Annotated in this window: 13 protein-coding genes; all 13 read left to right on the top strand. The window is 54.1% G+C overall.

Going from position 1 to position 14752, the window contains the following annotated elements:
• Nucleotides 1-13: 13 nt before the first annotated feature.
• The 13 genes from ACVHNU_RS24405 to ACVHNU_RS24345 all read left to right on the top strand — a co-directional run bounded on the left by ACVHNU_RS24405 (nucleotide 14) and on the right by ACVHNU_RS24345 (nucleotide 14683).
• Nucleotides 14-2056 (top strand): type VI secretion system Vgr family protein, encoded by a 2043-nt coding sequence (locus ACVHNU_RS24405; RefSeq protein ID WP_473018449.1) that lies wholly within the window; start codon nucleotides 14-16, stop codon nucleotides 2054-2056.
• A 51-nt stretch (nucleotides 2057-2107) separates the two neighbouring features.
• Nucleotides 2108-4777, top strand: coding sequence for a hypothetical protein (locus ACVHNU_RS24400; RefSeq protein WP_473018448.1), 2670 nt, complete (start codon nucleotides 2108-2110; stop codon nucleotides 4775-4777).
• On the top strand, nucleotides 4774-5730 hold the full coding sequence (locus ACVHNU_RS24395; RefSeq protein ID WP_262141237.1) for a hypothetical protein: 957 nt from the start codon (nucleotides 4774-4776) through the stop codon (nucleotides 5728-5730). The genes ACVHNU_RS24400 and ACVHNU_RS24395 overlap by 4 nt, the downstream gene beginning before the upstream one ends.
• A gap of 95 nt (nucleotides 5731-5825) precedes the next feature.
• Nucleotides 5826-6659: a tetratricopeptide repeat protein gene (locus tag ACVHNU_RS24390; RefSeq protein WP_262141238.1), complete on the top strand. Its 834-nt coding sequence runs from the start codon at nucleotides 5826-5828 to the stop codon at nucleotides 6657-6659.
• Nucleotides 6660-6878: 219 nt separating this feature from the next.
• Nucleotides 6879-7628, top strand: a complete 750-nt coding sequence (locus ACVHNU_RS24385) for a lysozyme inhibitor LprI family protein (RefSeq protein WP_262141239.1) — start codon at nucleotides 6879-6881, stop codon at nucleotides 7626-7628.
• Nucleotides 7629-7675: 47 nt separating this feature from the next.
• Nucleotides 7676-8101: a hypothetical protein gene (locus ACVHNU_RS24380; protein ID WP_473018447.1), complete on the top strand. Its 426-nt coding sequence runs from the start codon at nucleotides 7676-7678 to the stop codon at nucleotides 8099-8101.
• 9 nt (nucleotides 8102-8110) lie between these two features.
• Complete coding sequence (locus tag ACVHNU_RS24375; RefSeq protein WP_247267179.1) at nucleotides 8111-8572, top strand: XAC2610-related protein; 462 nt, start codon at nucleotides 8111-8113, stop codon at nucleotides 8570-8572.
• A gap of 319 nt (nucleotides 8573-8891) precedes the next feature.
• Complete coding sequence (locus tag ACVHNU_RS24370) at nucleotides 8892-10286, top strand: TIGR01777 family oxidoreductase (RefSeq protein WP_473018446.1); 1395 nt, start codon at nucleotides 8892-8894, stop codon at nucleotides 10284-10286.
• Between the two features lie 9 nt (nucleotides 10287-10295).
• The gene (locus ACVHNU_RS24365; RefSeq protein ID WP_473018445.1) at nucleotides 10296-12746 is read left to right on the top strand and encodes an alpha/beta hydrolase; all 2451 of its coding nucleotides are present in this window, start codon (nucleotides 10296-10298) and stop codon (nucleotides 12744-12746) included.
• Between the two features lie 17 nt (nucleotides 12747-12763).
• Nucleotides 12764-13246: a hypothetical protein gene (locus ACVHNU_RS24360; RefSeq protein WP_103520509.1), complete on the top strand. Its 483-nt coding sequence runs from the start codon at nucleotides 12764-12766 to the stop codon at nucleotides 13244-13246.
• A gap of 28 nt (nucleotides 13247-13274) precedes the next feature.
• Nucleotides 13275-13652, top strand: a complete 378-nt coding sequence (locus ACVHNU_RS24355) for a hypothetical protein (RefSeq protein ID WP_473018444.1) — start codon at nucleotides 13275-13277, stop codon at nucleotides 13650-13652.
• 298 nt (nucleotides 13653-13950) lie between these two features.
• Entirely contained in the window at nucleotides 13951-14484 is a 534-nt protein-coding gene (locus tag ACVHNU_RS24350; RefSeq protein WP_064589829.1) for an N-acetyltransferase, read from the top strand.
• 37 nt (nucleotides 14485-14521) lie between these two features.
• The gene (locus ACVHNU_RS24345; protein WP_177434699.1) at nucleotides 14522-14683 is read left to right on the top strand and encodes a hypothetical protein; all 162 of its coding nucleotides are present in this window, start codon (nucleotides 14522-14524) and stop codon (nucleotides 14681-14683) included.
• Nucleotides 14684-14752 lie beyond the last annotated feature (69 nt).

Here is a 14752-nt window from a genome sequence, read left to right as displayed (position 1 = left end):
CAGGGAGCGCTTTATGTTCAACCCAGCTAACGAAACCCACTTCAGCCTCAAGGTCGAAGACTACGTGGGCGACCTGCAAGTGCTGTCGTTCACCGGCACCGAAGGCATCAGCCAGCCGTTTCGTTTCGACCTCGAACTGGTCAGCGAAAACCCCGATCTGGACCTGGAAAAACTCCTGCACAAGCAGGCGTTTCTCGCATTCGATCCACAGGGCTCGGGCATTCACGGCCAGATATACCGTGTCGCCCAGGGCGATGCCGGCAAGCGCCTGACCCGCTACAAGGTCTCGCTGGTACCGCAACTGCAATACCTGCATCACCGCACCAACCAGCGCATCTACCAGCAGATGTCGGCGCCGAAAATCATCGCGCTGATCCTCGACGAACACGGGATCAAGGGCAACGCCTACAGCTTCCAGCTGAGCCAGCCGTGCCCGGATCGCGACTACTGCGTGCAGTACGACGAAACTGACCTGCACTTCGTCCAGCGCCTGTGCGAAGAGGAGGGTATTCACTACCACTTCCAGCACAGCGAAAAAGCCCACCTGTTGGTGTTCGGCGACGACCAGACCGTGTTCCCCGACCTCGGCCAGCCGACCGCGTACGTGCAGGGCAGCGGCATGGTCGCCGAAGAACCGGTGATCAAAGGTTTCAAACTGCGCCTGGAAACCCGCACCAGCCGCACCACGCGCCGCGACTACGACTTCGAAAAACCGCGCCTGCAAATGGAAGCGGCGTACAAACCGGATGGCGAGAGCACTGAACCGGATCTCGAAGACTACGACTACCCGGGCCGCTTCATCGACCGTGCGCGCGGCAAGTTCCTCAGCCAGCGTGCCCTCGAACGCCACCGCGCCGACTACCGCCAGGCCGAAGGTCGCGGCGACCAGACCAAACTGGTCAGCGGCCACTTCATGGCCCTGTCCGACCACCCGCGCAGCGAGTGGAACGACCTGTGGCTGCTCACCGAAATCTTCCACGAAGGCAAACAGCCGCAAGTCCTCGAAGAAGGCGTGACCAGCGACACCACTGACAACAAGGACGACTTCCACCAGGGCTACCGCAACACCTTCCTCGCCACCCCGTGGGACGTGTTCTACCGCCCGGCCCTCGAACACCCGAAACCGCGGGTGCTCGGCAGCCAGACCGCTATGGTCACCGGCCCCAAAGGCGAAGAAATTCACTGCGACCAATACGGCCGCATCAAAGTCCAGTTCCACTGGGACCGCGAAGGCCTCGCCGACGACAAAACCAGCTGCTGGCTGCGCGTCTCCAGCTCCTGGGCCGGCGACCGCTACGGTGCGATCAGCATTCCGCGCGTCGGCATGGAAGTCCTCGTCACCTTCCTCGAGGGCGACCCCGACCAACCCCTCGTCACCGGCTGCCTGTACCACAAGGAAAACCCGGTGCCGTACGCCCTGCCGGCAAACAAAACCCGCAGCGTCTTCAAAACCCTCAGCTCCCCGGGTGGCGGCGGTTACAACGAACTGCGCATCGAAGACAAAAAAGGCGCCGAGCAAATCTACATCCACGCCCAGCGCGACTGGGACGAAAACATCGAGCACGACCAGAAAATCCGCGTCGGCAACGAACGTCACGACACCGTGGTGAAGAACACCTACACCGAGCTGAAGGCCGAAGAGCACCGCACCACCATCAGCGACCGCAAGATCGAAGCGAAGCTGGATGATCACCTCACGGTTGGGCAGAACCAGCATGTGAAGCTGGGGACTGCGCAGCTCACCAGCGTGGGGAAAGAGATTCACCTCAAGGCTGGGGACAAGATTGTTATTGAGGCGGGGACGGAGCTGACCATTCTTGGTGGTGGGAGCTTTATCAAGCTCGATGGCGGTGGTGTGACGGTGGTTGGGCCGGTGGTGAAGATCAATGCGGGTGGCTCGCCGGGGAGTGGGACTGGCATCGGGATTAAACCGCCGGTACTGCCGGGGGCGGCGGATAAGGATAAGGCGGGGAGTTTGATGGATCAGGCGTTGTTGAATGCGTCTGAGGAAAAGATCAAACGCAAACCGAAGCGCATGCTCAATTTTTCCGGGTAAGACATCGACGGCAATCCAAGCCACCAAGGATCAGAATTCAGGTAATTGGTAATGACAGAGACAACCAAGAAAGTAGAAAAATGGTCGTATCCCTTGAAAGTAGGGACGGCCGAAGCGACCGATCCGCAGCAGTTCTACAAGGCGTTAGCCAAAGCGAAGGATGGCTATTATCCGCTGGGGGCCAATGGTCTTTGGCATGGTGGTGTTCATTTCGATGAAGCTTCGGGGTTGGTGAAGGATCTGACGGAGGTCAGGTGCATCGCTGATGGAGAAGTCGTCGCATACCGTATTGACGAGAAATATCCGACTTCTGATTTTGGCTCGACGCACTCGGTTTATTCGACGGGGTTTGTGCTGGTTAAGCATCGACTTGAGTTACCGGCACCGTCTACGCCGGCTCCTGCTACTGGTACGGCTGCTGCGACTGGGCCAAGCCTGACGTTCTTCAGTCTCTATATGCACCTACTTGATTGGGAAACCTATAAAGCGAATCCTTCGCTTAAGCCTCCGGGTTTCTGGGGGAAAGGCCTTTATCAAGTAAAGGAAAATCTTCGAACCAAATCATTGGGACTTAGGGTTCGTGAAGGCAATTCGTCTCAAACACCTATTTTGGCAGTACTACCCCGTGGCACTAAGGTACTCACCAAACCGGGACCACCTAACCAAAACTGGCTGGAAGTCGTCAGTGTCACTCCTGAGTTCCCAAGCTTGCCTGTCAATACTGGATGGGTATTTAAGGGGCAAATGAAGCATTTGGGGGGAGACAGCTATCTGGTAGGAGAGGAAGCAAAAGACGCTCCTCCGAACCAAAAGAGCGGTGCTAACGTTCGTGATGCGACCAGCGGTGGGCAACCTATTGCGTTATTACCGGCGGGTACGCAAATCAGAATTAGCGATGAACAAGCCGCGAGGCAGTATCGAAAGCTAGTTGAGATTGTAGGTGGTCAGCCTATTCCAGCAATTGAGGTTAGTAGTGACGGTAAATTGCCTGGATTTGTTTGGCTTGAAGATTTGGAAGCCAAGAACGAGCCACATGCCCCTATTGGGCAGGTGGTTCCACTGCCTCAGACCTACAAAATTAAGGCCGGTGAGGTGTTGGGGCATGTTGGGAAATATCAGACCCATACAGATGCCGCTCCGAAAAATTTATTACACCTGGAAGTTTTCAGCTGTGAGGACGTGGAATCTTTTACTAGTAAAAGTAAAGAGAAGGCTGTAGGCCTTCCCGCTGCTGAAAAAACAATAGTCAAGATACCAGCAGATACGTGGTTAGTTACTCATGCACCACATATGAATGCCGCGACTCCTCCTAAAGCAGCAGATCCAGGCAACAAAGTGGGCTATGACTTCTATATTCCCGTTGGACTGCTTGAAGCACTACCCGCGGAGAAGAAAATCAAAGAATCTGTAGTGATGGGTACATCGACTTCCACCACCTATTGGTGGCGCCTAGATGGTTTGTTAGGCGACAAAAATGGTAATGGAATTGATGGATGGTTTGCAGAACCCGATACAGTGCTCTCGCGGCACTCTCCGTTTGAGTGGAACGGATTCACCTTTATTAACGAAACCACAAGCAATGTCGACCACCTAGCAGCTTTTCTGCATGCTCAAGAGAGTCTCGATGAGCAAGAGCGTGAGTCGTATCTGCCGAATGTAGAGACCGCCCTAGCGGGTTCTGTTAACGAGACGCTGTACAAAATTCTCGACAGAAATGGAGATAAAAAACTCGCGCCGTCTGAAATTGCGGAGGCGTTGGGCAAACCGTGGTTCTCCCAACCCATATCGCAGATGGTGACGCGATATGAAAATGAATGGGACTATAAAAAAGAAAATTGGGATACTCTGGATGAAATTATTGGCCATAGTGATTCTGATCCTCACAAGGCTTGGCTTGAGGAAAAAGCAAGGATTGAGCGTCTAAGTTGGTGGGGTAAGCTTATAGGACAACATGGTATTACTGCTGATGCTAGCGTTCAGCATATTCATCCGGTTGGTTTGATTTCAAATTGCATGAAGTATTCTTGCGGCTGCTTGAATATTGAAAAGTTCGTGGAGGAGTACAAAAAAGAGCATCAGCATGTATTTGGTTGGTTCGCTAGCAATAATGTCACTCATGTTTCATTGGTGCATCCGCTAAATCAAGAGTCAGAAGATAATCTTAAAAAATTGCTCTCCATGATGATGAAGTTGTGGGGAGAGTATTTTGATGAATGTAATGATGTGTATCTATCTTACATGCTGGCAACTATCAGGGTTGAGTCTTATGACTGGAATAGGGTAGTATTTTTTGCACCTGTTAGCGAAAAAATTTCCTATGCGGATGCTGAGGTTGACTACGGTTCAGGTCCAACTGGGCGACGCGCTAATATGGCGAGATTGAATCATAATATTGAAATTGGTGATGGTTACAAGTATAGAGGGCGAGGGCTTAGCCAGATCACTTGGAAGATAAACTATGAGAAGTTCTCCGCAGGTTTGGGTATTGACTTTACGGGTAACCCAGACCTTGCGTTGGATCTGGAGTATGCGACCAGAATTATGCTTGGTGGCATGCGTGACGGTTTGTTCTCAACTGGAAATACACTGGCAGCACATTTGTCGCCTGGTAGTAAAAACTATGTTTCGGCTCGTAAAATTATCAATGGTACTGACCGGAAAGATGTATTTGCTTTTTATGCGCAAAAATTCGAAGCGCTTTTGACGAGGATTAAAAGTTGAAAACATTATTTTTTATTTTAGCTATTTTATTGCCGTCCATAAGCTGCGCTAAGCCTTTTTTCCCAAAGCATGGGTCATGTACTGATGGCCAGGAAAAGTCAGAAAATTGCGAAATTTTGCTCAATGAAAATGGGTTTTTAGTTGAGGCATCTACAGGCAGTAAATTTTCTGAAGTCTCCGAGAATATGGGAGCGATGAGTTCTAACTGGCTTTATAAATATGGTGAAAAATATGTCTTGGAGCACTTGGATTTTTCATCATCTAAAAGCCGGAGTTGGGTTGTATTTTCCTATGTTGACAAGAAAATTTCTCTCGATAGGGTCTACAGCTTTTCACAAGTTATTTCACCTGCATCGATACCTGCTTGGTATGGGTATGAGTGCCGTGTTAGCGAAAAAAGTCAAATAATTTCTAAGAGTCAAACATTTAGTGATGCAGCAATAAGTTCGTTGTGTGGTGACGCTGTTCAGGATAATCTCGAATTAAAAAAGGAAACGCCAGATTCGTCCATGGGGGTGGATATCGCAATAAAGGTTCCAGTCTATAAAGCAGGAAAAATTGACGGTTCAGCTACGTATTTGTTTTTCGACTCTAATAAGCCCGATATTTTTCAGATGGCATGTTATTCAAATTGCGAGCTTAAGTCTGATGGTGTGGCGATAGCATATATTGGAAGGGTTGCTGAGAAGGCTTGGTTTATAGGCGATATAAAAAAGAATTCGTGCTCTAGTAAAGGCGGTTATAAATATAAACCTTCTTCAGAGAGGATTGTTTTTGAAGGATGTGTAGACGCGGCGGGATTGAATGTAACTGAGTACGCAGAAGATGGGAAAAAGCAGCGAGCTCTGTTTGTAGGGAAGGCAGATGGTGACGGTTATAAAGGCGATTGGGTATCGAAAGCCGGAGATAATAAAAAGTATAGCTTTTTCATGTTTCCCCTAACTGTATACTGATTGTTGAGAGTATGAAATGGGGACAGACCACGTTTTAATAATGATCCGAAAAACGTGGTCTGTCCCCATTTTTACTTAAAGGCAGGGCTTTGAAAATGTTAAAGGCAAAATTTTTTATAGGTACGTGTCTAATTTTTTCAATTGGATCTTTTTGTAATGCCGCAGATTCGAGTTTGACGAGTGCCGATGGTGCGATGCTCAAGTTTTCTTCTTGGGATCAAGGTGCCGCTGTATGGAAGCGCGCTACCTTCTCCAAGATGAACGAAAGCTATGATTTATACGATAGTGGGAGCAAAGCTTCAGTTGACGTAGGTATTAACTCTGATTCTCTTTCACCCAGCAAAAAATATGCGTTGGTTCAGCGAACTGTATTTGGAGAGTTGAGCAATGGGCAAGAGGTGGTTGCCACCGAGAATAATTATTGCGATATGGTTTCAATGGATACTGGTTGCGTACTTTTGTCACGCTCCGCTGAAGCGTGTTCTGGAAGTTGGAAAGGGGGAAATTGGTTGACTGATGGGGGAGAGGTGATTGTGCCGAACTTGGAAACGATTTCTCCTAACAATCTAATAAAGTCAGTGGAATCGATTAATAATGCTTCTGCGAGAGGACTTGCTGTAAAAGACCAACTATTCATGGGGGTCGAATCTTATATGAGTTGCTACCCAGCCAGTAAGAACGTCCAAGCCTTGAACAATGTCGGTTTCTATCTAGCACAAGCAGGTGATGATTCGTCCGCACTGAGGATTTATCGGGGAATCGAAGTAGTTGGTAAGCGGACTGTGCTGATGCTCAATATCGCGGACTCTTTGTGGAATTTGAAAGAAACTTCCGAGGCTGCGAAATATTACAAAAAATACTCTGACGCCATGATCGCGGAAGGTAAAGTCGGAAAAGTGCCTGCACGCGTTGCTGAACGGGCGAAATAGCGACGCGAGGGAGGTTTCGATCCTGGGCGGCATGGGCACCACCGAGGCGTATGTGCGGTGATTGGTAAAGGGGACGGATTTATTTGTTGCGCTCGATCGCTTTGAGTTTGGTTGAGAACTTAAATAGATCTGGCCCGTTTGTCGGTTCTGACTCTATCTTCTTTCGCAGGCCCGTTCACAATTGAACGGATCACTGTGCTTTTTTACGGACGCCAAGGAATGCATATTTTCAGATTCAGCCTCATTTTTTTACTTTCAATACTGTCGCCTGTGGTCATGGCTGAGGGCACGATGATTGCCACCATCCTTCAGGCCGACTTTTCCAAGGACCCGGAAGTCCGGTTGCTTGTCAGAGTCGTTGATGTGGGTGGCGGTTCGGATACCCCTTCAATGGCGGTTCGTAATCAATGCCTGGAGAGGAAGGCGTCCGCAGAACGTCCTGGGCCGGATCCGTGCTTTTCGATAGAGATCACTGAGAGCGATAAGCAACGGGCCATTGTTCGGCAAACGCTATTGAATGATCCTCAGCGCACAACCGATCCTATCTATTTGGAAATTGTTTATCGCTCGGAGGTCAGCGAAAGCGATCCGACGAATCACCATCAGCGATCCGCCACACTGAAGATCGAAGAAAACGGCCTCTACAATTGGAACAATGAGAGCGAACAGGCATTGGCGGACGTAGAGTGGTTTCCCTCGGGAAATGGTGTTCTTGATCTGATGGTTCCTGACGCGGATGCATTGTTGAATTCTGTATTTCGGGATCGTATGAGCCGGCTGGACGAAAGCGATCAGAAAGCACTGAGGGAAACTCAAAGAGCCTGGATGAAATTTCGAGATGCGGAGTGCCAGGCCGACCCGAAATTGCATAAATCAGTTTTCGGTGAGTGGTCCGATGCCTGCCTGATTCGCGCGACGATAGAGCGTGCTCGCCAATTGGCTTTGGCACCGGACAAGAACAGACGTTGAAACGGACAAGTCAGAGCATTGGCGCGAAAGCGTCTACTTGGATGAGCATGAACAAACTTTTCTTTCTCTTTTTTGCGCTATTTCCTTTAGGCGCTCAAAGCGCAGTCACCACCGAATCACTTTGCTTCGAACTATCCCAATCGAGCCCGGTAAAGTTCGAACTCCGGACCTACTACGACGAAGCCAGCAAATGGTCCGGTGGTTTTGTGAAGTACGCCAAATCCAGCGAGCCTATTTCCATTGTGTTGACGGATTCTCAGAATGAAATCCTCGATCCGGACGCGCCTTGGCAGTACACCAGAACTTGGTCCGAAGTCATCAACGGCGAGGTCACGGGCACTTATGAGTTGATGACACAAGGCTCGCAGATCGTCTCGATGTCTTACACAAAGCAGTCCAACGGCAAGGTGTACAGCTTCGGAATGAATACCAGCATCGACTCCTCTCCGGAGTCCGGATGCAAGTGGGAATAGGGCGAGTACATGCATTTCAAAACTTTAGCGTTATCACTGCTGGGCCTGCTGTGGACGATCCCGTCGCTAGCCGAAACCGCTACGTTCAGCCCAACCCAAGGCGTTGAAGCAACGCTGGTTCTCAAAGGCTCCACGCTGAACGTCGCGGTTAAAGGCGAAACGCATAACGAGTCGCGGACGGTCGATTTTGAAGCCGTAAACGAACTCCACATGCAGTTCGACGATTTCAATTTCGACGGCGCACAGGATTTCGCGATCTGGCAGCTTGATGACGGCATGGGTACTTACGACTACTACCGGGTGTTCATTTACCAAGCCAGAACCGGCACCTTCGAAGAATTGCAGCCGGATTGCGGCGATGGTTTCGTTAATTTGCGCGTCGACAAAAAGCGTAAAGCGTTGCTCAGCACCTACTGGGAAATGAACATACCCAAGCAATGCGTCACCCGGTTCTCCAAACGCAAAGCCTGAATGACTCAAGGAAGAACACAGTGAAACGGTTTGTTGTGGCGAGCTTAGAACGAAGGGTATGTCTCGGGCGTTAGCCTGTTATCAAATGGCGGCTGACAAAGGTAATCAGTTGGGTCTCTTCAAGTGGGGCGATTGGGATCGTCAGGCACCGCGCCGATCAAGGCTAGTCGCTGCATCTGAGTTTTGGGGGCATGTTTGATGCGCTTTCGCACGCGTTGAGCCTGAATCCCTCACGCTAAAACGTTTAATGCTTGAGCATCTGACGACTGCGATTTTCCTTTAAACTCCCCACCCCCAAGGAATGCGCTCAGGACACGGAATGCCAGCCCCCTCGATCTCCCTTCGCCCCGCGTTAGTACTCTGGCTATACGCCGCCTCAATCGTGCACATTCTCGCCGGCCTCACCCTGACCTGGGCCGGTCATTCCGGATTACTCGACGGCTACCTGCACACCCTGGAACTCGCATTCTGGGGCGCCGATGCGGTGCCCGCCGCCGGCCACGAACAACAGGTCTGGTGGCTCGCGCTGTTCGGCGCGACGCTGCAAAGTTATGCGCTGTATATGCTCGCGTTGGTGCATTTGGGTAATCGCTTGAAAGCCCCAGCAGTGTGGGGATGGTTGATCGCCGGCATCCTGTTATGGGCGCCGCAGGACATGTGGCTTTCAGCGCAACGGCAGGTCTGGTCGCATCTGTGGCTCGATGGTTTTGCGTTGCTGGTGTTGTTGCCGCCGCTGGTTTGGCTATATCGCCATGACCGCCGAAAATCCCCTTCAGTAAAGACTCCGAGCTCATCCAGTCCGTTTGCTGGCGGCGCTTTCAAGCGCGTACTGATCACCGGCGGCACCGGGTTTATCGGTGAAGCCTTGGTTAACCAACTGCTCGATGCCGGTCATTCAATCAGCGTCCTGACGCGAGATCCGTCGAACGCCGCCAATTTATTCAACGGCCGCGTCCGCTGTGTGCACTCGCTCAGCGAACTCAGCCGCGACGAAGCCTTCGACGTAGTGATCAATCTCGCCGGCGCACCCGTCGCCGGTCCACGCTGGACTCCCAAGCGTCAGGCGCAACTGCTCGCCAGTCGAGTCGGCACCACCGAAGCCCTGATGATCTGGCTGAAGAACACCAAGCAAAAACCACCGCTGTGGATTCAAGCCTCAGCCATCGGTTTCTACGGCGTGCGCGATGCCAGCGAAAGCCTCGCTGAACACGCCAGCAAGGGGGACGGTTTCATGGCCGAACTCTGTGCGCGTTGGGAAGCCGCCGCGCAACCGGCCACTGAGTTTGGCGTGCGTCAGGTGGTGCTGCGTCTTGGCGTGGTGTTCGGCCCGGGCGGCGCGTTGACGCCGTTGCTGCTGCCGTTCCGCTTGGGCTTCGGCGGGCGCATGGGCGATGGTCGGCAGATCATGAGCTGGGTGCATCGCGATGATGTGCTTCAGGTGATCGCAAGGGCTTTCAATGACGACAGTCTGCGCGGCACCTACAACATGGTGGCGCCGGAAACGGTCAGTCAGGCAGCGTTCGCCGAGCAGGCCGGCAAGGTCCTCAAGCGTCCGGTGTGGTTCCATATTCCCGCCGCGCCAGTGCGTGCAATGGCAGGGGAGATGGCGCAGCTATTCTTCGACGGTCAGCGCGTGGTGCCGCAGCGTTTAACGGAGGCGGGCTACACGTTCCGCTATCCGACCCTCGACGCGGCTCTGCACGATCTGACCTGAGGATCGCCCATGAGCAAGCCCCTGATGTACCTGTTGGCCGGCAACGGCAGCGCCGCCGATTGGTGGGATGACGCGCTGCCGCATTTTCAGCGTTACGAAGTGGTGCCGCTGGAGTTGCCGGGCTTCGGCGCCAATCCGCAGCCGCCCTGTGAGGATCTGGCGGGCTACGCGCAGACCTTGCTGGCGATGACACAGCAGGGCAGCGCGATCATGGCGGTCGGGGTCAATGCGTTGCTGGTGCTGCATGCGCTGCAACGTCGGCCGGGGCATTTTTCGCGTAGCGTTTTGTTGGCGCCGGTCGGTGCGTTTCTGTGGCAGCGGCGGTTGCCGGCGCTGATGTCGCCGCTGCCGATTCGCAAGACCATTCACTGGTTGCTCTCGAACAAACCCACGCTGTTCGCGCGCAAGTTCTCCAACCAGACCTGGACGCCCGCGCAGTACCAGCGCATGGGCGCCGGCTATGCGCGTTGCCGTGCGTTCGTGCCGCATTGGGACGTGATTCGCGCAGATACTGCGTTGCCGCTGCTGGAGTGGATCACCGATCCGGTCGAGCTGGTCTGGGGCGATCAGGATGCGGTGCTCGGCATCGAGCAAGCGGCGGCGTGGTCGGCGATTCTCGCTCGCGCTGATCTGACTATCAGTCTCAAACCCGGTTGGGGCCATTACCCATGGATCGACTCGCCCGCGCAGTTCGCGCAATGGCTGGAGTCGGGCGAGCGCGGGTTTGTTGCGCACACCAAGGGCGGGCGTTTGCGCCTGGCTGAACTGGCCCGGCAAGCGGTGCCGGCCGCGCTGACCCTCAACGATTGCAGCGATCCGCGTCTGCCGGCATTTCTCGCTGCCCAACCCGACGTGACCTGGGCGGTGCGCTCCTCCAGTTATGGCGAGGATCAGGCCGATTCGGCGAATGCCGGTTTGAGCACAACCTATCTGCGCGAGCCGCAAGCCAATGTGCCGAAACGCATCGCCGAACTGACGGCCGAAGGCGTCGAGGAAGTGGTGGTGCAGCGCTTCATCACGCCGGTAGTTTCCGGCATCGCGTTCGTGCGCCATCTCTCGGTAGAACTGGAATGGGTTGAAGGCCATCTCGAATCGTTGGCCGACGGTCACGTCAGCCCCTCACAAGCAACGCTTTCGCGACTCGGCGATGCGTGGCGTAGCGGCACGTTCACGCCGTCCCACGGCTTGACCGAAGACCGGCTCTGGCGCTTTCTGCAAGAGGTGTTGCGCGTGTTCCACTACGTGCCCGGCGACGTCGAATGGGCCTGGGACGGTGCGCAATTGTGGCTGCTGCAATACCGGCCGATCAGCGACTACGGCTGGCGCCGGCACCTGACCGCCGCGAACATCGCCGAGATCCTGCCGCCGCAACCGAGCGTGCTGGTGGAGTACGCCCAGCGCCGCGCGGCGGTGAGTATCCCGGCGATCATGGCGCGCTGGGATGCGCGAGTGTTGCAGGACAACGAGCCGTTCACTGCTGTGTTCGGCGGCGCGTCCTACATCAACAATGACCTGTTTCTTGCCCGGTTGGCCGACTGGGGCATCAGCGCCGATAACTACGCCGGTGAAGTTGGTGGTGCGACGCCGCATCTGCCGTGGCAACCGCTGAAGATGCTGCGTTCGTTGCCGCTGTTTTTGCGTATGCAACGCAAGGCTCGCGGCCATTTGCTGAACCTTGAAAACGGTTTGCAGCGCTTCGATCGGGAGCTGGCCGAACTGGTCGCCCAAGGTGCCAATGGCCAGCAATTAGCAGACTGGTTCACCCGGTTCTACGTGTTCGTGGTGCAAGGCAATTTGTGCATTGCCACTGCACTGGCCAGCAGTGGCGGCGACTGGCTGGGCCGCCCGCCGACCGCGTACGACAACCTGGAAAACAGTCCGCATCGATTGCCATGGGAGACCGACCCGGCCACCCCGCGACCCGCGTCGAGCGAACTGCCGCTACAGCCATTCCCGCAATGGTCCGGGCTGATCCGCCTCGCGCATTCGACCGGCCTGCCGGGCCTGCGCGGTTACTACCTGCAAGTACGCGAGTGGTATCGCGACAATCTGATGCGCATCTTCTTCCGTCTGCACCACGCCATGCCCATGGCGGATCGCGAGCATTGGTTCGCGCCGCATCCCGACGTGCGCACCCGCGATGGCAGCTTTTGGCAGGACGGTCGCGAAGGTGCGGAGCAAGCGACCGGATTCATGATTTATCCGGGGCAGGTGCAAGGCATTCTCGGCGAGGACATCTTGCTCGAAGACACCCTCGATCCCGGGCGGCATGCGCACTACCAAACCGCCCGGGCGGTGATTGCGCGGATGGGCGGGCGGCTGTCCCATGGCTCGACGTTGTTGCGGGAACTGCGCAAGCCCTCGGCGGTGATGCCGCAGGTGGATCCGGCGTGGATGGGGTGTGAGGTGTTGTATCGGGATGGTGAGTTGGAATTGATCAATTCGAAGGATAGGAAGTGAAAACACTATTGTTGCGTATGAACTGGCTGTCACTGGTAGCGGGCAGTCTCTTGGCAATTTCAACCGCCATGGCCTTCGCTGCAGATCCAACCTTCAAGGATTACACCGTCACGCCAGTTTTCACCGGCCCCAACCATAAGCTGGTGCCGCAAGAAAACAGCAGCCCAATGATGGACCAAGCGCGGGCACAAGCCCTGAAAGGCAAGGTCAACTTCGCCGGCCATTACATCCTGCACAGGCTCGGCTGCGGCGGCAACGCCATTTGCGGCGAAGTGCTGGACGCCCAGACTGGGGAAGTCGTTGGTGGTCTGCCGAATGCCTACGACGGCAGCACCTTCGGCATTGTCTACCAGCCCGATAGTCGCATGCTCATCGTTTCCGGCATTTCCGCCGATACTGAAGAAGACGCACAGGGCAATGAGCTGGAAACCCGCTACAGGACTCGCTACTACGAGTTTGTGAACAACGAGTTCCGATTGCTGATGTTCAAAGACTTGTAATCGCCGCCGCTTGATTAAGGATGATTGGATGAACCGTTTTTCCATTCGGCTCACGCCGAATGCTCTTTTACTCTTGCCACTTATCTGCGCCATCCCGGCATCCGCCGAGGCAGCGAATTGCTATGGCTATCTCACCGAAATGGTCAGGAGCAGCAATTTCCCGTTTCGCTATGTCAGCAAGGACAAGGTCAACTTGCTGATTGATGAAGATGACGGCGAAGTGGTGCGTGCGAAGTTGCTCTTTGACACCGACGGTACCGGCACCATCGGCTGGATCAAATACACCCCGGCCACTCGGGTATTGCTCAACACCTCGGCGGAACTGGAGGACCCAGTGGAGCTGTCATTCGATGCCAAGTTCGCCGACGGCTATGCAAAGTGCATGACTAAACAGCAGGTCGGTTAACGGCGAAAAGGATGTCTTCATAAGTCATCGTTATTTGGCGGGCAGCCTTGCGCTGCTGCTTTCGCTTCCAGCTTTCGCCGCTCCGGAAGGACGCCTACACCCAGCGCGATGTTATGCAATGTGGCGGTGTTGAAGTGGTGTTGGTGTCGTCCTGCCGTTGGGCGATGGCGTAGGCGGCTGAAGCTAGAGGCCGCGGATTGCTCGGACCAGATAATCAATGTCAGGGTATTTCTGTTGATGTTCAAAAGCTTTCAAACGCCGTTACTCTCTCGACCTTGAAAATTGCCAGTGGTTGTCCATGTCCAAGAGTCGAGGGAACGGGTATCGCTACCAGATCTGGAGATCTGAGGCGCGTAAGGCAGCGGAAGCCCTGGCGCGCGAGAACCAGAACCTCATAACCAGAGGTATTGATACAACTCAAATTCGATATGAGCCCATTACTCTTGCTGCCATCGAAGCCGCCGATCTGTGGGGGGATGAGGCTACGCTATACCCATGGCATGACGTGCATCAATGGAAGCAGGCTGACATCCGAGGCTTTGATGTCTCGCTTTGGTTCGACCGGGAATTATGTGGGTTGTGTTATGCCTCGCCTCGCAAGAGCAAGCTGTGCATCAAGATTGTGATTCTGGAGGGCAAGCCGGACAGATCTCATCCGTTGCGAGGCACCGTGGCTGCTTTGGCGCTAACCGCGATTGAAAACTACGCGATCTTAATAGGTTGTACGGAAATTGAAGTTCAAGAACCAGCCGCCGCTGCTATACCATTGTATGAGAGTTTAGGGTTTGGCTTTGATCCGACGGGCCGGCTTGTTATTGGGGTTGAGCGGTAATACTATCCAGTCAAATTTCGAGACCCGAGAGGTTTCCATGAAAAAGTCCAAACATGAACCCAAGCCTATGATGGCTGCCCGGTTCCAGGCCGAAGCTCGTGAGGTTTTGGCCAAACGTTCCGGTAAGCGCAGCCGCTTTCTGGATGTCGCACTGTCCAAAGGCAGTGATTTCGAGCCTGTCGGTCGACTGGCCGGCTGAAGGTTTCGGATTCTCGAAAAAGCTGCCTGATTGGCAGTTTTTTTGTGTCTGGATTTTTTACCGATAGGT

The sequence above is a fragment of the Pseudomonas sp. Ors-4-3C genome, from assembly GCF_055755035.1.
This window is presented reverse-complemented; position numbering and strand designations above follow the sequence as displayed.

Coding starts and splice junctions, on each gene's coding strand:
- ACVHNU_RS24405 (WP_473018449.1), top strand. CDS start 14: ATGTTCAACCCAGCTAACGAAACCCACTTCAGCCTCAAGGTCGAAGAC.
- ACVHNU_RS24400 (WP_473018448.1), top strand. CDS start 2,108: ATGACAGAGACAACCAAGAAAGTAGAAAAATGGTCGTATCCCTTGAAA.
- ACVHNU_RS24390 (WP_262141238.1), top strand. CDS start 5,826: ATGTTAAAGGCAAAATTTTTTATAGGTACGTGTCTAATTTTTTCAATT.
- ACVHNU_RS24385 (WP_262141239.1), top strand. CDS start 6,879: ATGCATATTTTCAGATTCAGCCTCATTTTTTTACTTTCAATACTGTCG.
- ACVHNU_RS24380 (WP_473018447.1), top strand. CDS start 7,676: ATGAACAAACTTTTCTTTCTCTTTTTTGCGCTATTTCCTTTAGGCGCT.
- ACVHNU_RS24375 (WP_247267179.1), top strand. CDS start 8,111: ATGCATTTCAAAACTTTAGCGTTATCACTGCTGGGCCTGCTGTGGACG.
- ACVHNU_RS24370 (WP_473018446.1), top strand. CDS start 8,892: ATGCCAGCCCCCTCGATCTCCCTTCGCCCCGCGTTAGTACTCTGGCTA.
- ACVHNU_RS24365 (WP_473018445.1), top strand. CDS start 10,296: ATGAGCAAGCCCCTGATGTACCTGTTGGCCGGCAACGGCAGCGCCGCC.
- ACVHNU_RS24360 (WP_103520509.1), top strand. CDS start 12,764: ATGAACTGGCTGTCACTGGTAGCGGGCAGTCTCTTGGCAATTTCAACC.
- ACVHNU_RS24355 (WP_473018444.1), top strand. CDS start 13,275: ATGAACCGTTTTTCCATTCGGCTCACGCCGAATGCTCTTTTACTCTTG.
- ACVHNU_RS24350 (WP_064589829.1), top strand. CDS start 13,951: ATGTCCAAGAGTCGAGGGAACGGGTATCGCTACCAGATCTGGAGATCT.
- ACVHNU_RS24345 (WP_177434699.1), top strand. CDS start 14,522: ATGAAAAAGTCCAAACATGAACCCAAGCCTATGATGGCTGCCCGGTTC.